The organism is Pseudoxanthomonas koreensis (assembly GCF_010093225.1).
Classification (GTDB): Bacteria; Pseudomonadota; Gammaproteobacteria; order Xanthomonadales; family Xanthomonadaceae; genus Pseudoxanthomonas; species Pseudoxanthomonas koreensis.
In genome coordinates this window covers 19,877-38,068 of record NZ_PDWM01000011.1, presented here as the reverse complement: position 1 = coordinate 38,068, position 18,192 = coordinate 19,877, and the positions used below count along the sequence as shown (strand labels likewise).

Genomic DNA, 18,192 nt, shown 5'->3' with positions numbered 1-18,192 from the left:
CGGCCACATCGCCGGAGGCCCTCATGCTGCCTGAGCTTGGCCAGGTCCTGCTGGTCCTGGCGCTGCTGGTCGCGGCGCTGCAGGCGGTGCTGCCGCTGGCCGGCGCCCATCGCGGCAACACCGCGTGGATGGCGGTGGCGCGGCCCGCCGCATACGCGCAGATGCTGCTGCTGGCCGGCGCCTTCGCGATCCTGACCTGGGCCTTCGTGGTCCAGGACTTCTCGGTGAAGTACGTCGCCACCAACTCCAACTCGCTGCTGCCGATGATCTACCGCTACTCGGCGGTATGGGGCGCGCACGAGGGCTCTCTGCTGCTGTGGGCGCTGGTGCTGGGGCTGTGGAGCGCGGCGGTGGCCGTGTTCTCGCGCAAGCTGCCGCAACAGGTGGTGGCGCGGGTGCTCGGGGTGATGGGGCTGGTGGCGGTCGGCTTCCTGGCCTTCATGATCTTCACCTCCAATCCGTTCGTGCGCCTGCTGCCGGCGGCCGCCGAGGGCCACGACCTCAATCCGCTGCTGCAGGACCCGGGCCTGATCTTCCATCCGCCGCTGCTGTACGTGGGCTATGTCGGCTTCGCGGTACCGTTCGCCTTCGCCATCGCCGCGCTGCTGGATGGCAACGTCGATGCGCGCTGGCTGCGCTGGACCCGGCCGTGGACCAACGTCGCCTGGGCCTTCCTGACCCTGGGCATGGCCCTGGGCAGCTGGTGGGCGTACTACGAGCTGGGCTGGGGCGGCTGGTGGTTCTGGGACCCGGTCGAGAACTCGATCTTCATGCCGTGGCTGGCCGGCACGGCCCTGATCCACTCGCAGGCGGTGACCGAGAAGCGCGGCAGCTTCGCCGGCTGGACCCTGCTGCTGGCGATCGCTGCGTTCTCGCTGTCGCTGCTGGGGACCTTCCTCGTCCGTTCCGGCGTGCTGACCAGCGTGCATGCGTTCGCCGCCGACCCGTCGCGCGGCGTGTTCATCCTGGTGTTCCTGGTGGCGGTGATCGGCGGCTCGCTGCTGCTGTACGCGCTGCGCGCCGGGCGCCTGCAGGCCGGCGCCGGCTTCCAGCCGGTCTCGCGCGAGACCCTGCTGCTGGTGAACAACCTGCTGCTGGCCAGCGCCTGCGCCATGGTCCTGCTCGGCACCCTGTACCCGCTGCTGGCCGACGCGCTGGGACTGGGCAAGATCTCGGTAGGCCCCCCCTACTTCGGCCTGCTGTTCTTCGTGCTGATGCTGCCGCTGGTGGCGCTGGTACCGTTCGGGCCGCTGGTGCGCTGGCAGCGCGACCAGGCCTCGAAGGTGGTCGCGGTGCTGCTGCCGTGGGCCGCGCTGGCGCTGGGACTGGGCGTGGCCGCGTACTTCACCGCCCCGCAGGGCCCGTGGAAGACCGCGCTGGGCGTCGGCGGCGCGGCCTGGGTCACCCTGGGCACGCTGCGCTTCGTCTGGGGTCGGTTGCGCAACAGCGGGCGGATGACCGCGGAGATGTGGGGCATGACCCTGGGCCACCTGGGCATCGCCGTGTTCCTGGTCGGCGCCCTGCTGGTGGAGGCGCAGAACGTACAGCACGAGGTCGCGCTCAAGCCCGGACAGTCGCTGCAGGTGGGCCGCTACGGCTTCGTGTTCCAGGGCGTGGACCAGAAGCAGGGCCCGAACTACCTGTCCGACCGCGGCCACGTCCAGGTGCTGCGCGACGACCGGCCGCTGGTGCTGCTGCACCCTGAGAAGCGCGCCTACGCCAGCGGTGGCCAGGTGATGACCGAGGTCGGCCTGCGCCCGGGCCTCACCGCCGACGTCTATGTCGCGCTGGGCGAACCCCTGGGCGACGGCGCCTGGGCGGTGCGCGTGCATATCAAGCCTTTCGTGCGCTGGATCTGGATCGGCGCACTGTTGATGGCGCTGGGCGGCCTGGTCACCGCGGCCGACCGCCGCTTCCGCCGCCTGCCCCAGGAGACACCGAAATGAGTACCCCCGAAACCGGCGATCCCATCACTCCGAAGCAGGGCCTGCCGGTGGTGGCCGTGGTGATCGGCGCGCTGTTCTTCATCGGCCTGGTCGGACTGATGCTCTACGGCGTGGTGCGCTCGGGAGACGCCGACCGCGACGTGCTGCCCTCGGCGCTGATCGGCAAGCCGGCGCCGGACTTCGTGCTGCCGATCCTGCACGACCCGACGATCAGCTTCGGCGCCGACCGGCTGCGCGGCGCGCCCTACCTGCTCAACGTCTGGGGCAGCTGGTGCGCGGCCTGCCGCGACGAGCACCCGGTGCTGACGAAGTTCGCCGAGACCCGCCGCGTGCGCGTGGTCGGCTACAACTGGAAGGACGAGCCGGCCGACGCGCTGCGCTGGCTGGAGCAGTTCGGCAACCCGTTCTTCGTGGTGCTGGCCGATTACGAGGGTCGCTACGCGCTGGACTGGGGCGTGGCCGGCGCGCCGGAGACCTTCCTGGTCGACGGCAGCGGCATCGTCCGCTGGAAGCACACCGGGCCGCTGACCGACGAAGTCGTCGCCAGCCAGCTGCTGCCGGTGCTGGAAAAGGTGGAGCAGGCGCGATGATGCGGCCGCTGCGCGCGCTGCTGCTCGGCATGATGCTGGCCTTCGCGCCGGGCCTGGCGCTGCACGCGCAACCGGTCGGCGACGCCACGCCGCTGCAGTTCGCCGACAGCGCCGAGGAAGCGCGCTTCCGCGCCCTCACCGCCGAGCTGCGCTGCGTGATGTGCCAGAACCAGTCGCTGGCCGACTCCAACGCACAGATCGCCCAGGACATGCGCCGCGAGGTGCTGGCGCTGATGCACCAGGGCAAGTCCGACGCCGAAGTGAAGCAGTTCCTGGTCGACCGCTACGGCGAGTTCGTGCTGTACCGGCCGACGGTGTCCTCGCACACCTGGCTGCTGTGGTTCGGCCCGGGCGTGGTGCTGCTCGGCGGCGCCGCGCTGCTGGCCTGGATCGTGCGCCGCCGGGCCGCCGCCACGCCGGCACGACAGGACGGCGACGAAGGAGAACAGGAATGGTGATCCCGGCCACCGCGGTGTTTGCCGGCCTGGCCACTGCCATCGCCCTGTCGGTGCTTGGCTGGGTGCTGTGGCCGCTGTGGCGCGGCCGCCAGTGGCAGTGGGCCGCCGGCGTGCTCGCCCTGGGCGTGGCCGGGCTCGCGCTGTACCGCGTGGTCGGCACGCCCGATGCGCTGCAGGCCGAGGTCCGCGCCAACCCGCAGAGCCTGGACGAGGCCATGGCCCAGCTCGAGGCCGAACTGCAGCGCAATCCGGACCAGCCCGAAGGCTGGGCGCTGCTGGCCCGCTCGCAGGCCGCGCTCGGCAACGCCGCCGCCGCACGCGATTCCTATGCACGCGCGGTGGAACTCGCCCCCGGCGTGCCCGACCTGCTGGTCGACGCGGCAGAAGCACGCGCCGTGGCCGATCCGCAGCGCCGCTTCGATGCCACCGCGGTGGAATGGCTGCACCGGGCCCTGGCCACGCAGCCGGGTCACCAGCGCGCGACCTGGTTCCTCGGCGTCTCGCAGCGCCAGTCGCGGCAACCGGCCGAGGCGGCGGAAACCTGGGCGTCGCTGCTCGGCGTGGTCGATGCCGCCACCGCGCGCAGCCTGCGCGTGCAGATCGACGAGGCCCGCGCCGAAGCCGGCCTGGAACCGCTGCCTGCCGCCAGCACGACTGCGGCGGCGGCGGATGCGGGCAAGACCGCGGCCACCGCTGCGGCGACGGCCAACGCACTGACGGTGAAGGTCGCGCTCGACCCGGCCTTCGCCGAACGCGTGCGCCTGCGTGGCGACGCCACCGTGTTCGTCATCGCGCGCATTCCCGATGGCCCGCCGATGCCGGTGGCGGTCGAGCGCAGGACACTGGCGGACCTGCCGCTGGAAGTGGTGCTGGACGACGCCGACAGCCCGATGCCGACGCAGAAGCTGTCCGCACTGCAGGAAGTCGAAGTGTTCGCGCGCGTCTCCGCCAGCGGCAGCGCCAACCGCAGCGAAGGCGACCTGCAATCGGCCCCGGTACGTGTAACCCTGCCCGCCACCGCTCCCATCGAACTCCTGATCGCCCCCTGACCCGCCGCACGCCTGCGACGTGCACGCCGATGCCGGTAAACTCCGGCCTCTATGCCCCCCGCATCCACCCACGAATTCATCCCTCCAGGCACGCGCTTCCACGCCCTGCCCTCGCCCTTCCCGATGAAGCGCGGCGGCGCGCTGCACGGCGCGCGCGTGGCCTACGAGACCTGGGGCACGCTGGACGCGGCACGCGGCAACGCGGTGCTGATCGTCACCGGCCTGTCGCCCGACGCGCACGCCGCTTCGCATGCCAGCGACCCCGAACCCGGCTGGTGGGAACCGATGCTCGGCCCCGGCAAGCCGATCGACAGCGACCGCTGGTTCGTGGTCTGCGTCAACTCGCTGGGCAGCTGCAAGGGCTCCACCGGCCCGGCCTCGATCGACCCGGCCAGCGGCGAACCCTACCGGCTCTCCTTCCCGGAACTGTCGATCGAGGACATCGCCGATGCCGCGGCCGCAGTCGTGCGCGGCCTGGGCATCGAACGGCTGGCCTGCGTGATCGGCAACTCGATGGGCGGCATGACCGCGCTGTCGCTGCTGCAGCGACATCCGGGCATCGCCCGCGCCCACGTCAACATCTCCGGCAGCGCCCGCGCCCTGCCGTTCTCGATCGCGGTGCGTTCGCTGCAGCGCGAAGCGATCCGCCTGGATCCGAACTGGAACAACGGCTTCTACGACGATGACAGCTACCCGGAATCGGGCATGCGCATCGCCCGCAAGCTGGGCGTGATCAGCTACCGCTCGGCCCTGGAATGGGACGGCCGCTTCGGCCGCGTGCGCCTGGACGAAGCGATCCCGCTGGCCGGCGCCGAAGACGATCCGTTCGGCGGCCTGGAGTTCCAGGTCGAGAGCTACCTGGAAGGCCACGCCCGCCGCTTCGTGCGCCGCTACGACCCCAACTGCTACCTGTACCTGAGCCGCTCGATGGACTGGTTCGACATCGCCGACCACGCCGGTGGCGACGTGTCGGCCGCACTGGCGCGGATCCGGATCGAGCGCGCCCTGGCCATCGGCGCCAACACCGACATCCTGTTCCCGGTGCAGCAGCAGCAGGAGATCGCCGAAGGCCTGGCCGCAGGCGGCGCACAGGCGCAGTTCATCGGCATGGATTCGCCGCAGGGGCATGACGCCTTCCTGGTCGACTTCGCCCGCTTCGGCCCGGCCGTGCGCGGCTTCCTGGACAGCCTCGACCCCTGACACGGTTGCAGCGGAAACATTCTTCTAACGTCCCGCTGGCTCCCTTGCCCCGGACCCGGACAGCGGACGCGCCCGCGATGCAATTCCCCGGCAAGGACAGGCTGGTCGCCGCGCTGGACGCGGCGGTCCGGCTCGAAGACGAAAGCGCGGTCACCGCGGCGCTGCGCGAAGCGCTGGTGGCGCTGTTCGCCGACCGCGAAGTGGGCCTGCCGCGCTGCGTGCTCGAACCGGTCGCCGACCACTACGCCCGCCGCGAACTGCACGCCAGCCCCACCCTGGGCTACAGCGTGATCGCGATGACCTGGGGCCCCGGCCAGGGCACCCACGTCCACGACCACGACGGCGCCTGGTGCGTGGAAGGCGGGTGGCGCGGCCGCCTGGCGATCACCCAGTACGAACCGTGCGAGCGCGACGGCGAGCGCTGGCGCTTCGAACCCGTGGGCACGATCGAGGCCGGCCCCGGTACCGCCGGCAGCCTGATCCCGCCGCACGAGTACCACGCCATCCGCAACCCCGGCACCGACGACATCGCCGTCTCGCTGCACGTCTACCAGCGGCCGTTGCTGCGCTGCCATGTGTTCGTGCCTGAAGACCACCATGCCGGGAACGCCGGCTGGACGCGCCGCGAGGAACGCCAGCTGGCGACGGACGACCAGGCGGCGGCATAGCCGCGCAGCGGACGCCCCCGCATGGCCGCCCCGGACGAAGCGATCGCGTCGGGCCACGGCGTGTTGCCCGAAGCGCCGCCGCGTAGCCGTCCCGACCCGCCGGCCGCTATACTCGCGCCCTTGCCGAAGTGGCGGAATGGTAGACGCAGCGGACTCAAAATCCGCCGGCCTTAAAACCGTGTGGGTTCGAGTCCCACCTTCGGCACCACCACCAAGCCCCTCCTGTAGGAGCCCACTTCAGTGGGCGACCCGACAGCGCCATACCGCAGCCGCGTTCAAGGCGACCGGTCCGGCGGGGCTGAGTCGACGTCGACTGGTCCAGGGGCACCGCGTTCAACGTGGTGTCTCCCGTTGGCGTCGGGTCGCCCACTGAAGTGGGCTCCTACAAGTGACGTGACCTCAGGCGGTGGCCGCCGCGTAGTGCCGACTCACCAGGCTGGCGATCAGCTCTTCGCACAGCGATTCCAGCGCCATGATCCGCACCGTGCCGTAGCGGGCCAGGCGGACGAGGCGTTCGACGTAGATCTCGCGGCCGTACTCGACGGTCTCGCGCATGGTCTTGGTGAATCCGTGCGGGACGAAGCCGCGGGTGCCGTCCTTGCTGCCGCCGATGTAAAGGACAATGCTCATTCGGCCGTTTCCTCTTGTTCTGTACCGCTTCCGGTCGATGCCGCGCAGTGTGCCGGCGGCGTCGTTAGAAGTTCGTGCAGAACATGTTGGTCGGCCGATATTTCCGTTGCGAGAAACGCACGTTTCCGCGCTGCGAATGCGCGATCATCCATTCATGAAGACAGGTTCATGAAGCGCGCGGCCACGGCCACCAGCCGTGCCCATGCAGCGCATATCGATCCGCGGCGCGCTCGAACCGGTTGCGCACCGACACGCCGCCGCAGAGGAAATACAGCGGCACGAACAGCGGCCCGAGCAGCATGTACTGGTACACATGCGCGCGCTCGTGGTCGCCCAGGCGCACGGCCGGATGCGCGCACCAGCCGGCGCGGTGTTCGTAGGTGATGCAGTCCGCGTCCAGGTCCTGGCCGGTGGCGATGATCACGTTGCCGAAGGTGATCGCCCCGCCCGGGCCCCAGGGCCAGCGCCGGAACACCAGGGCGCGGTCGCGGCGGCTGAAGTGCGCCGAAGCGCCGGCCGGCAGCCCGGCGGCGCCGACGAACAGGCCCAGCAGGGTCCACGGCGAGGCCCAGGCCACGCCGAGGACGAACCCCAGCGCCCGCAGCCAGCGCGGCGGGCGCAGGCGCGTCCGGCCACTCAGTCCGCTTCGTTCGGGATCAGCAGCCACAGGACCAGGTAGACGAGGATGCCGGGGAACGCGGCCGACAGGATCGAGGCCAGCACGTAGCCGATCCGCAGCCAGGTGGAGCTCCATCCGTAGCGGTGCGCGATGCCGCCGATCACCCCGGCGATCATGCGGTCGTTGAGCGATCGGGACAGTCCGGTGGTGGGGGTGCTGGCGTTCATGCACGGGCTCCGTCGGGCTGGCGTGGGCAGTCTAGCGCGGGTCAGGCCATGATGTTCACGCCGCCATCGACGTAGAGCGTCTCGCCGGACAGGCGGCGGGCATACGGCGAGGCCAGGTAGGCGCAGGTGTGGCCGACGTCGAGGATGTCCACCAGCTCCCCCAGCGGTGCGCGCTGCGCCGCCTCGTTGAGCAGCAGGTCGAAATCCTTGAGCCCGGAGGCCGCGCGCGTCTTCAGCGGCCCCGGCGAAATCGCATGCACGCGGATGCCCCGCGGCCCGAGCTCGTAGGCAAGGTAGCGGCAGCACGCTTCCAGCGCCGCCTTCACCGGGCCCATCAGGTTGTAGTTCGGCACCACCTTGTTGGCGCCGTAGTAGCTCATCGCGAACATCGTCCCGCCGTCCTTCATCAGCGGCGCGGCCAGCCGCGCCATGCGCACGAAGGAATGGCACGACACGTCCATGGCCTGGGCAAACCCCTCGGCGCTGGACTCCAGCAGGCCGCCCTGCAGGTCGTCCTTCGGCGCCCAGGCGATCGAATGCACCAGCACGTCCAGCCTGCCCCACTGCCGGGCGATCGCGTCGAACACCGCTTCGATCTCGCCGGGCCTGGAGGCGTCCATGGGCAGGTAGATCGACGCGCCCAGCTCCTGCGCCAGCGGTTCGGTGAAGGCGCGGGTGCGCTCGTTGAGGTAGGTGATGGCCAGGTCGGCGCCGTTCTCGGCGAAGGCACGGGCGCAGCCATAGGCGATCGAACTGTCATTGGCGACGCCCACCACCAGCGCCCTGGCGCCATCGAGGATCCGTCCGGGCCGGTCGGTGCTCATCGTTCCGCTCCTCCGTGCGCCGCGACCAGGCGCCGGGTATGGCGCGCGATCATCAGTTCCTCGTTGGTCGGGATCGCCCAGGCCGAGACCCGGCTGCCCGCGGTGCTGATGCGCGGCCCGCCGGCCTCGTTGGCGCCGGCATCGAACTCCAGGCCCAGCCAGGCCGCGTCGCGGCAGGCGCGTTCGCGGATGACCGCCGCGTGCTCGCCGATGCCGCCGGTGAAGACCAACGCGTCCAGGCCGCCCATCGCCGCGGCCAGCGAGCCCAGTTCGCGGGCGATGCGGTACACGAACAGGTCCACCGCCTCGCGCGCGGACGCCTCGCTGCTGGCCAGCAGGGTGCGCATGTCGCTGGAGATCCCGGACACGCCCAGCAGCCCGGACTCCTTGTAGATCAGCGTCTCGATCGCGCGCGCATCCATGCCCATGTCGTCCATCAGGTAGAGCAGCACGCCCGGGTCCAGGGTGCCGCTGCGCGTGCCCATCGGCAGCCCGTCGACCGCAGTGAAGCCGGTGGTGCTGGCGACGCTGCGGCCGTCGACCATGGCGCACATGCTGGCGCCGTTGCCGAGGTGGGCGACCACCACGCGGCCGGCGGCCGCGCGCGGATCCAGGTCCGGAAAAGCGCTGGCGATGTATTCGTAGGAAAGCCCGTGGAAACCGTAGCGGCGCACGCCGCGATCGGTGATCTTCGCCGGCAGCGCGAAGCGCTGGGCCAGGTCCGGCTGGCCGCGGTGGAAAGCGGTGTCGAAGCAGGCGATCTGCGGCAGCTGCGGCGTCTGCTCCAGCAGCGCCCGGATCGGGGCGAGGTTGTGCGGCTGGTGCAGCGGCGCCAGCCGCGTCAGCGCGTCCAGTGCCTCCACCACGCCCGCATCGACCCGTACCGGGTCGGAGAACGCAAGGCCGCCGTGGACCACGCGATGGCCGGCCGCGCACAGCCGGTAGCGGTCGCGCTGGCCGCGCAGGAAGCCGACCAGGTGGGCAACGGCGCCGGCGTGCCCGATCTGTTCGCCGTCCGGCCAGCGGTGCTCGCCGACCGGTGCGCCAGCCGCGTCACGGGCGCGGAAACGCGGCGCCGCGTACAGCCCCTCGATCTGCCCGGACATCAGCAGCCCGGGGATGCCGGGGTCGGCCGCGAACAGCGAGAACTTGATGCTGGAGGAACCGGCGTTGAGGACCAGGATGACATCGATCATGTCGCGCCCCCTCAGCCCACGACCTTGCGGCCTTCGCGGCGCACGCGGGCCACCAGCACCGCGACCGCGCACGAGGCCAGCCGCGCCATCACCGAGTCGGCGCGGCTGGTGAGGATGATCGGCACGCGGGCGCCGAGCACGATGCCGGCCGCATCGGCGTCGGCGAGGAAGGTCAGGCTCTTGGCCAGCATGTTGCCCGCCTCCAGGTCCGGCACCACCAGCACGTTGGCGCGGCCGGCCACCGGCGATTCGATCTTCTTGATCCGCGCCGAATCCAGGTCGATCGCGTTGTCCAGCGCCAGCGGCCCGTCCAGGATCGCGCCGGTGATCTGGCCGCGGTCGGCCATCTTGCACAGCGCGGCCGCTTCGATCGTGGAAGGCACGGCAGGATTCACCGTCTCCATCGCCGACAGGATCGCCACCCTGACGTCCTGCGCCGGACCCGGCTGCAGCGCGTGCGCCAGGTCGATCGCGTTCTGGACGATGTCGACCTTCTCGGCGATCCCCGGGGCGATGTTGATCGCCGCGTCGGTGATGATCAGCGCGTCCGCGTGCCCGGGCACGTCCATCACGAAGCAGTGGCTGATGCGGCGTGAGGTGCGCAGTCCGGTGTCGCGGCGGACCACCGCGGCCATCACCTCGTCGGTGTGCAGGCTGCCCTTCATCAGCGCTTCGGCGCGCCCCTCGCGCACCAGCGCGACCGCACGCTCGGCCGAGTCGTGGCTGTGGGCGGCCTCCTCCAGGGCGAGGCCGCCGATGTCGATGCCATGCTCCGCTGCAAGACCCTCGATCCGCGCCCGCGGACCCACCAGGATCGGCGCGATGAGCCCCAGTGAGGCGGCCTCGGCGGCGCCGCGCAGCGAGCTCTCGTCGCAGGGATGCACCACCGCGGTCGGCGTCGGTGGCAGCGCCCGGCAGGCGTCGATCAGGCGCTGGTACTTTTCGTGGCGCTGGCTCATTTCGTCTTCCCTCCGGGGCGCTTCGGGGCGGCGGCGGCGCGCTTGGGCGGTGTCCTGGCCGGCGTGGCCGTCCTGGCAGTCTTGGCAGTCTTTCCCGGCTTGGCCGGCTTGCGTCCGAGCAGCCCGCGGATCCTGTCCAGCATGGCGGCCTGCGCGGCCGTTGCCCCGGCGTGCTGGACGCGCTCGTCGGCCAGCAGGCGCCTGCACAGCTGCATGAAGCGGTCGCGGGCCTCGGCATCGGCCAACAGCGCCGGCAGGGTCTCGATCGCCTGCTCGCGCGCGTAGCGGACGATGATTTCCTGCTCGCCGCGGATCCGCCGCCACTGCTCCAGCGACAGGTCCGGCAGCAGGTCGCGGTAATCGCGCGCGACATCCTTGCGCAGCACCAGCCGGGAAAGCGGCATCCCGCCTTGCGGCGCCAGCAGCGCTCCGGCGCGGGCGAAGGCCTCGGCGAACCCGCCCTCGGCGATGGAGGCCAGCGCATCCTGCACGAAGTGCAGTTCGCGGGCATCGCGCCCGGCGTCGGCATCTTCCGCGTCCGGCGGCCCGCCCATGTGCGAGAAGACGCAACCGTAGATCCCGAAGAATGCCGCCTCGCTGGCGGCGTCGCGGATCGCGCGGTAGTGGTCGAGCGAGGCGCTGACGATCTCCGCGAACAGCGCCTCGCCGCGGCGCGAAGGTGCGTCGGCCGGCAACGCCCTGCGCTGCTGCTTCACCGCCCCGGCCGCCGGCCCCAGCCATCCCAGCCATGGATTGCGGTCGGAGAGCAGCCAGCGCTGCATCCGCAACGGGTGGAGTTCGCGCGAAAGCCGTGCCGCCGGCTCGCTGGCGGCGGCCTGCACCAGCGGGCGCACGAACAGTTCGTAGGCGCGCTGGTTGAACTCGGACACCTGCGCCACCGTCTCGAACGGACGCTCGTCGGCCCGCTCGAACCGGTTCAGGTTCTGCAGCACGTCCTCCAGCCGCCGCTCGTGGAACGCCACCTCGTAGCCGCGGCTGCCATCGGCAGCCTTTGTCTCGCTGATTTCCATGCCGTACAGGCCCGGCGGCAGCAGCTCCACCGATTCGAGCACCGAGACGATCTGCGCGTGTTCCTTCCTGGCCACGCGCCCGGACACGAAGATGCCCAGGTGGCCGACGTCTTCATGCAGCAGCCCCACGATCACCTGGCCGCGCGCCTTGATCTCCTCGGTGCTGCCGTAGACGTCGGCGACCCAGTTGAACGCCTGCTGCGGCGGGGTGATGTTGTCGCCCATCGAGGCGAACAGGATGATCGGCGCCTTGATGTCGCGCAGGTCGAACGAGCGGCCGTTCCTGCCGGCGGTTTCGCCCGACCACAGCCGGTTGCCGATGAACAGGGTGCGCGTGATCCACTCGATCTCTTCGCGGTTCATCAGGTAGAAGCCGCCCCACCAGCGCTCGAACTCCAGGAACCGCGGCGGCTCGGTGTCGGCGGTGGCGAACACGTGGTAGTACTTGTCCCAGAACGTGTTGGCGGGGTTGAGGTTCTCGAAGTTCTGCACCAGCCAGGCGCCGTCGAACAGGCCATTGCCCAGGTCGGCGGTGAGCGAGGCCAGCCAGCTGCCGCCGAGCAGCCCGCCGGAATAGCGCATCGGGTTGTCGCCCTCGCCTTCGTCCCAGGCGCCGCCCCAGTACGACATCGGCGCACCGTTGATCACCAGCGGGCCGGTGTCGTCGGGGTCGGAAGCGGCCAGCATCATCGCCGCCCAGCCGCCCTGGCAGTTGCCGACGATCGCCGGCTTGGGGCTGTGCGGATGCCGCCGGCGCACTTCGTGGACGAAGCGCTGCTCGGCCTCGCACACGTCCAGCAGGGTCTGGCCCGGCTCCGGTTCGCGGAAGAAGATCAGGAAGTACACCGGATGGCCGCCCTGCAGCGCCACGCCGACCTGCGAGTCGTCCTTGAAGCCGCCGATGCCGGGGCCGTGCCCGGCGCGCGGATCGATGATCAGGAACGGCCGCCGCTTCGCGTCGACCTTGACGCCCGCGGGCGGGACGATGGCCACCAGCGCGTAGTTGACCGGCCGCTCGAACTGGCGGCCATCGAGGACCGTCGTGTAGTCGAAGTGCAGGACCGGCGGCTGGCCCTGCTCCACGTGCTCGTTGTAGTTGTTGCCGCGCTGGCGCAGCGTTTCCCAGAACAGGATGGTGCGCTGGCCGGCATCGACCGCGTAGTTCGACCACTCCGACCACAGCTCCCAGGGCGTCGGCAGTGCGGCCGCGGTCCCCGACCCGCTGGAGTACGCCTTCCATGCCTCGCGGAGCCGTTCCTGCAGCCGCCCGTCCGCATGGGCGACGCGCCGGGCGAATACACGGTTGATCTTGCCGGCGACGTCCTGGCTGCGCGCAAGCGATTGGATTTCCATTGCCGGTGCCTCGTGGGGGGGAGGATGGCTCGTGCCGGCCCCCAGCTTAGAAAAAATCCGCGCCGGCCGAATTGGCCCTTTGGCGCACGCGGTGGCGGTGCCGCCGGCATGCGGCCACCACGCGCCATCGCCGTGCGCGATGGATCCCTTCCACGACCGCCGCCCGCGGGCCGGGCAGCCCCGGGTCAGCCGCCCTGGCGCGCCGCCAGCCAGCGGTGGATCGCCGCCGGCACTTCGCGCTGGGCGCGGCTGGAGACGTAGATGCCGATGTGGCCGCCCTGGAAGCTCAGCTCGGTGTAGTCGTCGCTGCCGACCAGGTTGGCCAGGGCACGCGAAGCGTCCGGCGGCACCAGGTGGTCCTGCAGGGCGTAGATGTTCAGCACCGGCATGTCGACGAAGCCCAGGTCCACCTTGCGTCCGCCGATGCTGGCGGTACCGTTGACGAAGGCGTTGCCCTGGTAGAACTGCTTGATGAAGTCGCGGAACGCCTCGCCCGCCTGGTCGGGCGAGTCGAAGATCCACATCTCCATGCGCAGGAAGTCCTCCACCGCCCTGGCGTCGCCCAGGCTGTCGACCAGGCCGACGTATTTCTGCAGGTTCAGCCGGAACGGCTTCAGCATCAGGTAGCTGGCGTTCATCATGTCGGCCGGGACGTTGCCCAGCGCGTCGACGAACAGGTCCACGTCCACGTCGCGCACCCAGCTCGACAGCATGTTGTCCTCGGTCTGGAAATCCACCGGGGTGACCATGGTCAGCAGGTTGCGCACCTTCTCCGGGTGCAGCGCCGAATAGCACAGCGAGAACGCGCCGCCCTGGCACACGCCCAGCAGGTTGACCGGGCCGCCGGTGGCCTCGGCCAGGTGGTCGACGGCACCGTCGATGAAGCGGTTGATGTAGTCGTCCAGGGTCAGGTAGCGGTCGGAGCGGTCCGGGTAGCCCCAGTCCAGCACGTACACGTCCATGCCCAGCGCCAGCAGGCCCTTCACCAGCGAGCGGTCGTGCTGCAGGTCGACCATGTACGGGCGGTTGACCAGCGCGTAGACGATCAGCAGCGCCGGCCCGGTGGCCGGCTTGTCGCCGACGAAGCGGTACAGCACGGTCTTGCCGTCGCGCCAGACCTCCTCGCGCTCGGTAGCGCCGTAGTGCACGTCCGGCGGCAGCTGGCCGAGCGTACGCATGCCCTCGGACAGGCGTTGCTGGAACTTCCAGGCCTCCTGGGCCAGGTCCAGCGGACTGAACTGCAGCGGTCCCGTCGGTCCGGCGCGCATGGCTTACTTCCTCCCCGACTTGCCGCGGCGCACCGGGGCGACCGGCGGCTCGATTCCCGGCAGGTTGCGGCTGACCCAGTCCTTCATCGACACCACCTTCTCCGTGGCCGGGGCTGCCGGCGCACGGGCGGGCCTGGCGACCTTGGACTTGCGTGCGGCGGCAGTGGCCGCCTGCGGCTTGGCGCGGGCCGCGGTCCTGGGCGCCGGTGCGCGGCGCGCGGGCGCCTTGTTGGCGGTTGCGGCCTGCGCGGCGGCAGGCCTGGCCGGCGGCTTGCGCACCGCGGTGCTGCGCGTGGGCGCGGGCTTGCGAGCCGTGGCCGGCTTGGCGGCGGCCTTGTCCGCCTGCGCACGCCTGGCGACGGCCGGCCTTTTCTCCTTGCCCGCCTTCCCCGTCTTGGCCACCTTGGCCGGCCTGGCCACCGGCGCCGCGACAGGCTCCATCCCGGCAACCACCGGCGCGGCGGCAACCGCCGTCCTGGCCGCAAGCGCCGCAGCAGCTGGCCTGCGTGCGGCCGGGGCCGGGGCTGCGGCAACCTTCGCCGTGGCCGCCTTCGCCGCACTCCGCGCCGCATGCTGCGCGCGCTCCAGCTCGGCGACCTTGCGCGCCAGCGCATCGATCTCGGTGCGGCCGGGCATGCCTAGCAACGCGCCGAACTCCTCGACCTCGCGCTGCAGGCCCAGGCGCAGGCGCATCATCGCGTTGGTCAACTCGCCGTAGGCGTGGCGGTATTCCTCGGTGAAGGCCAGTTCGGCCCAGGCCTCCTCGGCCGCATCGATCCACAGGTCGAACAGCGCGCGCGCCGACTCCAGGCGCTTGCCCGGCTCGTCGCACTCCTGGAGCATCACCTCGAAGCGGGCGAACGCGTCCTGTCCGACCCGCGCCAGCAACTGGTTGAATGCATCGTTGCTGCGCTCCCACTCCTGCCAGGCCAACGCCAGCGCCTGCAGGCGTTCCTGGCGCTCGCGCATCAGGCCGAACGCCGGGCGGCGCAGCCATTCGGCGCTCTGCTCGCGCAGCGACCCCAGCATCGCCTCCAGCATCGGCCGCACCTGGTCCATCCAGCTGCCGCCGGCAAGGCCGCCATGCATCGAGCGCAGCATCCGGGCGAACGAGTGGCCCCCGTCCTTGCCCATCATCTCGCGCCAGGCGGCGGCGATCTCGGCGGCGTGGGCGCCGCCGTTGCTGAAATCGGCAGCCAGGCGCTGCATCTGCTGGTACCACTCGTAGGCGCCCGGATCGAATCCGGCCAGCGCCGGCGGCAGGCCGCCTCCCATGCCGCCGAGGCTGGCCAGGCTGGCGGCGAAGGGATTGCCGGCGAATGGCGTGCCGGCAAAAGGATTGTGCATGCCGCCGGCGGAGCCACCGGGAAGGCCCCAGCCATCGAACCCCCCGTTGCGGCCGAGCATCTCGCTCCAGGTGTCCCAGTACTGCCGGGCCAGCGAGTCGAAATCGCCCGGAAACGGTGGCTTGATCATGACGCCCTCCCTTGTCCGCCCGATTCTAGCGCCGTCCGCAGCCGTCCGCCCTCAGGGCTTGGGAATGCGCAGGGTCTTGCTGACCATCAGCGATCCGGACAGGGCGAACAGCAGCACCATCGGATGCAGCTGCCACGGCCCCAGCTGCCAGCGACCCCACCACAGTTCCGCGCCGATGTTGCCGGTGGCCGCGGCAATCGCCAGCACCACCACCAGCGCCAGGCTGGTCGGGATCGGCGTGCCTTCGAAGTACTTCACCTTGTCCTCGCCTTCGGACAGCTGCTCGGCGGTGACGTTGTAGCGCGCCAGGCGGCTGACGCCGCAGCAGACGAAATACGACAGGATCAGCCAGTCCCAGCCGCCCTGCATGCCGCAGGCGTAGGCCAGCGCGGCCGGGGCCACGCCGAAGGAGATCACGTCGGCCAGCGAATCCAGTTCGCGGCCCAGGGTGGAGGACGACTTGCGCCAGCGGGCGATGCGGCCGTCGAGCGCGTCGAAGACGAAGGCCAGCGGGATCAGCGCCATGCCCAGCAGCAGGTCGCGGACGTGGCCGTCCTGCAGGAAGCGCATCGCGGCGAAGATTGCGCCGGTGCCGCAGAAGGCGTTGGCCAGGGTGAACCAGTCGGCCAGGTGGAAGTCGCGCAGCATCGAGAAATGTCGGGTCATGCGGGCGTCCGGCGAAGGCAACGGCCCAAGCATACCCATCCGGCGTGGGCCGGGGCGTCAGCGCGGCAGCGGCAGCTGGGCGGCTTCGACCGCGCCGGTGCCGCGGCCGCGCGCTTCGATCACTGCATCCACAGGCAGCGCGCCCTGCCCGTCCAGGTGCGCCGACACGCGATCCAGCGCGGCGTAGACGAACGGCAGCATCGGCGCGTAGCGCGCCCCGTAGGCCGGGAACGCCAGGAACGCATCGAAATGCTCGCCGTTGCGCACCTGCCAGTAACGCACCTGGTCGCGGCCGGCGGCCTGCGCCGCGGCCACGTACGGCGCACTGGTGAACGCCGGCGGCACCAGGCCGTCGTCGCTGCCATGCAGCACCAGCACCGGCAGGCCGGCGCGCGGCATCGCCGCACGCGTGGCCGCGATCCCGGCACGCACGCCGTCGGCGGCCGCGCCCTGCCCCGCGTACAACCCACGCAGGCACTGCAGTCCCGGCAGGGTGAAGTCCGGCGGCGCCAGCTTCGCGTCGACGATGCCCACGCCATTGCCGGGCGGAATGCCCGCGGCATCGGACCACCACACGCTGCGCTCGGCCGCCGTGGCCGGGCGCGGGCTGAAATCCGGGTTCTGCGCCGAGAACGCGAAGCCGCACGGATGCGCGCCGATCCCGTGGCGGCCATAGGCCGACGCATAGGTCGCCGCCACCGAACGCCACAGGTCGAAGCCCACGCTCAGCGCACCGGCCTGCAGCGCCTCGTCGGTCCAGCCGCTGGCCCGCATCTGGTCGTAGGCCGAACGCGCCTGCGCCGCGACATCGGCGCCCTGCACCATCCCGGCCGCCTGCAGCATCGCGCAGCGCCCCTGCCACAGCGGTTCGACCTGCGCACGCAGCGGCGGCTGCGGCAGGCTCTCGGCCGGCAGGTGCAGCAGCGCGCACGGCATCAGCAGCGCCGCCTCGGTGGAGAAGTCGTACAGCGCGCGGCTGCCGTGGCCTTCGACCAGCACGTTCGGCTCGCCGGCGACCACCGCGTCGAGCCAGTCGCCCTCCAGCTCGGCCGCGCGCAGTACCGCGCCGCCGCCGTTGGAGATGCCCACCGCGATCACCCGGGTGTTGTCGAAGGTGTACGGCGCCGATTGCGGGAAGGCCTGGTCCAGCGCCGACAGCGCGAACTGCGCGGCCTGCCGCACGTGCCGGCCCCAGTCCGCTTCCGGATTGTCCTGCGAGTGCGCGTGCTTGAATGCCACGCCCTTCGCCCCGGCCGGCACCTCCGGCGCAAAGGCCAGGTCGTCGGCCTCGCCCAGTCGCCCCGGCGTGCCGTCCAGGCGCACGCCGATGCCCGCATCCAGGTCGACATAGTCGCTGCCGGCGCCCTTGTCGGTGTAGGCCACCGCGCAGCCGCGCGGCAGCGCCCACGGCGCGGCCACGGCGATCGCACCGTACACGCCGCGCGAACCGGAAGCCGGCGCCACCACCACGCAGCGCTGCTTCGCATCGAACGCATCGGGCACCTGCACCAGCACACGGTGCGGCTGCTTGGCGCCGGGCAGGCGCGCCAGCGCCGAATACTCGCGGCCGGGCACCGCGGCCACGCTGCCGTACAGGGTGCCGTAGCCACCGCCCGGCGACAGGTCGGCGATGCCGCGCCAGTTGCTCCAGATCGCGCGCCGACGCAGTTCGGCCGCGGTCGGGTTGGCCGCATCGGCGAACGCCGGCGGCGTCATCGCGCGCAGCCCGTCCAGGCCCAGGCCGGCGGTCAGCAGGTCGTCGCTGCCGCGATGTTCGGTAACGCGTTGCGGTGCGGTCTCGATGGCGGCGGCTCCGGTACGTTCGTGTTCGCCGGTGCTGGCGCAGCCAGCAAGCATGCCGGCGCCGAGCAGGCCGGTACCGATCAGAAGCGGGAGGAGCGGCAGGCGGGACTGGCGGCGCATGGCGGGGCCCAGGCTGAGGGATGATCGCACGCTACCGTCGGCCCGCAGCGGCGTCATCGTACTTTGGTACCACGCCGGGCACGGCATGGCTTGCTAAGCTGGCCACTGC

17 protein-coding genes and 1 tRNA gene are annotated in these 18,192 nt (G+C 71.3%); 7 read left to right on the top strand and 11 right to left on the bottom strand.

Annotation, left to right across the window (positions count from 1 at the left end):
* The first annotated feature begins 23 nt into the window (after positions 1–23).
* The 7 genes from CSC64_RS05170 (at position 24) to CSC64_RS05140 (ending at position 6,119) form a co-directional block, all read left to right on the top strand.
* On the top strand, positions 24–1,946 hold the full coding sequence (locus CSC64_RS05170; RefSeq protein WP_162434259.1) for a heme lyase CcmF/NrfE family subunit: 1,923 nt from the start codon (positions 24–26) through the stop codon (positions 1,944–1,946).
* Positions 1,943–2,536 (top strand): DsbE family thiol:disulfide interchange protein, encoded by a 594-nt coding sequence (locus CSC64_RS05165; RefSeq protein WP_162434258.1) that lies wholly within the window; start codon positions 1,943–1,945, stop codon positions 2,534–2,536. The genes CSC64_RS05170 and CSC64_RS05165 overlap by 4 nt, the downstream gene beginning before the upstream one ends.
* Positions 2,533–2,994 carry a cytochrome c-type biogenesis protein gene (locus tag CSC64_RS05160; RefSeq protein WP_162434257.1) on the top strand — a complete coding sequence of 154 codons (462 nt, stop codon included), beginning with the start codon at positions 2,533–2,535 and terminating at the stop codon, positions 2,992–2,994. The genes CSC64_RS05165 and CSC64_RS05160 overlap by 4 nt, the downstream gene beginning before the upstream one ends.
* Positions 2,988–4,043, top strand: coding sequence for a tetratricopeptide repeat protein (locus tag CSC64_RS05155; RefSeq protein ID WP_162434256.1), 1,056 nt, complete (start codon positions 2,988–2,990; stop codon positions 4,041–4,043). The genes CSC64_RS05160 and CSC64_RS05155 overlap by 7 nt, the downstream gene beginning before the upstream one ends.
* A gap of 51 nt (positions 4,044–4,094) precedes the next feature.
* On the top strand, positions 4,095–5,243 hold the full coding sequence (gene metX, locus CSC64_RS05150) for a homoserine O-acetyltransferase MetX (RefSeq protein ID WP_162434255.1): 1,149 nt from the start codon (positions 4,095–4,097) through the stop codon (positions 5,241–5,243).
* A gap of 77 nt (positions 5,244–5,320) precedes the next feature.
* On the top strand, positions 5,321–5,911 hold the full coding sequence (locus CSC64_RS05145) for a cysteine dioxygenase family protein (RefSeq protein WP_162434254.1): 591 nt from the start codon (positions 5,321–5,323) through the stop codon (positions 5,909–5,911).
* Between the two features lie 122 nt (positions 5,912–6,033).
* Positions 6,034–6,119 (top strand) — tRNA-Leu (locus tag CSC64_RS05140).
* A 191-nt stretch (positions 6,120–6,310) separates the two neighbouring features.
* On the opposite strand, the gene CSC64_RS05135 is transcribed toward CSC64_RS05140, so the two are convergent.
* From CSC64_RS05135 to CSC64_RS05085, 11 genes are all read right to left on the bottom strand, one after another.
* Positions 6,311–6,541, bottom strand: a complete 231-nt coding sequence (locus CSC64_RS05135; RefSeq protein WP_162434253.1) for a hypothetical protein — start codon at positions 6,539–6,541, stop codon at positions 6,311–6,313.
* 166 nt (positions 6,542–6,707) lie between these two features.
* Complete coding sequence (locus CSC64_RS05130; protein ID WP_425501678.1) at positions 6,708–7,163, bottom strand: hypothetical protein; 456 nt, start codon at positions 7,161–7,163, stop codon at positions 6,708–6,710.
* 14 nt (positions 7,164–7,177) lie between these two features.
* Entirely contained in the window at positions 7,178–7,387 is a 210-nt protein-coding gene (locus CSC64_RS05125; protein ID WP_162434252.1) for a PspC domain-containing protein, read from the bottom strand.
* A 41-nt stretch (positions 7,388–7,428) separates the two neighbouring features.
* Entirely contained in the window at positions 7,429–8,211 is a 783-nt protein-coding gene (fabI, locus tag CSC64_RS05120; RefSeq protein ID WP_162434251.1) for an enoyl-ACP reductase FabI, read from the bottom strand.
* Positions 8,208–9,407 (bottom strand): acetate/propionate family kinase, encoded by a 1,200-nt coding sequence (locus CSC64_RS05115; RefSeq protein WP_162434250.1) that lies wholly within the window; start codon positions 9,405–9,407, stop codon positions 8,208–8,210. The genes fabI and CSC64_RS05115 overlap by 4 nt, the downstream gene beginning before the upstream one ends.
* 11 nt (positions 9,408–9,418) lie before the next feature.
* Entirely contained in the window at positions 9,419–10,366 is a 948-nt protein-coding gene (locus tag CSC64_RS05110; RefSeq protein ID WP_162434249.1) for a phosphate acetyltransferase, read from the bottom strand.
* Positions 10,363–12,750, bottom strand: a complete 2,388-nt coding sequence (locus CSC64_RS13935; protein WP_162434248.1) for a DUF3141 domain-containing protein — start codon at positions 12,748–12,750, stop codon at positions 10,363–10,365. The genes CSC64_RS05110 and CSC64_RS13935 overlap by 4 nt, the downstream gene beginning before the upstream one ends.
* A gap of 185 nt (positions 12,751–12,935) precedes the next feature.
* Positions 12,936–14,018, bottom strand: a complete 1,083-nt coding sequence (phaC, locus tag CSC64_RS05100; protein ID WP_162434247.1) for a class III poly(R)-hydroxyalkanoic acid synthase subunit PhaC — start codon at positions 14,016–14,018, stop codon at positions 12,936–12,938.
* Between the two features lie 3 nt (positions 14,019–14,021).
* Positions 14,022–15,494, bottom strand: coding sequence for a poly(R)-hydroxyalkanoic acid synthase subunit PhaE (locus CSC64_RS05095; protein WP_162434246.1), 1,473 nt, complete (start codon positions 15,492–15,494; stop codon positions 14,022–14,024).
* Between the two features lie 51 nt (positions 15,495–15,545).
* Complete coding sequence (locus CSC64_RS05090) at positions 15,546–16,160, bottom strand: CDP-alcohol phosphatidyltransferase family protein (protein WP_162434245.1); 615 nt, start codon at positions 16,158–16,160, stop codon at positions 15,546–15,548.
* 57 nt (positions 16,161–16,217) lie between these two features.
* Positions 16,218–18,083: a 3-hydroxybutyrate oligomer hydrolase family protein gene (locus tag CSC64_RS05085; protein ID WP_162434244.1), complete on the bottom strand. Its 1,866-nt coding sequence runs from the start codon at positions 18,081–18,083 to the stop codon at positions 16,218–16,220.
* Between the last annotated feature and the right edge of the window lie 109 nt (positions 18,084–18,192).

What these genes read in the sequence shown, in the direction of transcription:
- metX (WP_162434255.1), top strand. Translation starts at nt 4,095, where the DNA reads ATGCCCCCCGCATCCACCCACGAATTCATCCCTCCAGGCACGCGCTTC.
- CSC64_RS05165 (WP_162434258.1), top strand. Translation starts at nt 1,943, where the DNA reads ATGAGTACCCCCGAAACCGGCGATCCCATCACTCCGAAGCAGGGCCTG.
- CSC64_RS05145 (WP_162434254.1), top strand. Translation starts at nt 5,321, where the DNA reads ATGCAATTCCCCGGCAAGGACAGGCTGGTCGCCGCGCTGGACGCGGCG.
- CSC64_RS05155 (WP_162434256.1), top strand. Translation starts at nt 2,988, where the DNA reads ATGGTGATCCCGGCCACCGCGGTGTTTGCCGGCCTGGCCACTGCCATC.
- CSC64_RS13935 (WP_162434248.1), bottom strand. Translation starts at nt 12,750, where the DNA reads ATGGAAATCCAATCGCTTGCGCGCAGCCAGGACGTCGCCGGCAAGATC.
- fabI (WP_162434251.1), bottom strand. Translation starts at nt 8,211, where the DNA reads ATGAGCACCGACCGGCCCGGACGGATCCTCGATGGCGCCAGGGCGCTG.
- phaC (WP_162434247.1), bottom strand. Translation starts at nt 14,018, where the DNA reads ATGCGCGCCGGACCGACGGGACCGCTGCAGTTCAGTCCGCTGGACCTG.
- CSC64_RS05125 (WP_162434252.1), bottom strand. Translation starts at nt 7,387, where the DNA reads ATGAACGCCAGCACCCCCACCACCGGACTGTCCCGATCGCTCAACGAC.
- CSC64_RS05160 (WP_162434257.1), top strand. Translation starts at nt 2,533, where the DNA reads ATGATGCGGCCGCTGCGCGCGCTGCTGCTCGGCATGATGCTGGCCTTC.
- CSC64_RS05090 (WP_162434245.1), bottom strand. Translation starts at nt 16,160, where the DNA reads ATGACCCGACATTTCTCGATGCTGCGCGACTTCCACCTGGCCGACTGG.
- CSC64_RS05170 (WP_162434259.1), top strand. Translation starts at nt 24, where the DNA reads ATGCTGCCTGAGCTTGGCCAGGTCCTGCTGGTCCTGGCGCTGCTGGTC.
- CSC64_RS05115 (WP_162434250.1), bottom strand. Translation starts at nt 9,407, where the DNA reads ATGATCGATGTCATCCTGGTCCTCAACGCCGGTTCCTCCAGCATCAAG.
- CSC64_RS05085 (WP_162434244.1), bottom strand. Translation starts at nt 18,083, where the DNA reads ATGCGCCGCCAGTCCCGCCTGCCGCTCCTCCCGCTTCTGATCGGTACC.
- CSC64_RS05135 (WP_162434253.1), bottom strand. Translation starts at nt 6,541, where the DNA reads ATGAGCATTGTCCTTTACATCGGCGGCAGCAAGGACGGCACCCGCGGC.
- CSC64_RS05095 (WP_162434246.1), bottom strand. Translation starts at nt 15,494, where the DNA reads ATGATCAAGCCACCGTTTCCGGGCGATTTCGACTCGCTGGCCCGGCAG.
- CSC64_RS05110 (WP_162434249.1), bottom strand. Translation starts at nt 10,366, where the DNA reads ATGAGCCAGCGCCACGAAAAGTACCAGCGCCTGATCGACGCCTGCCGG.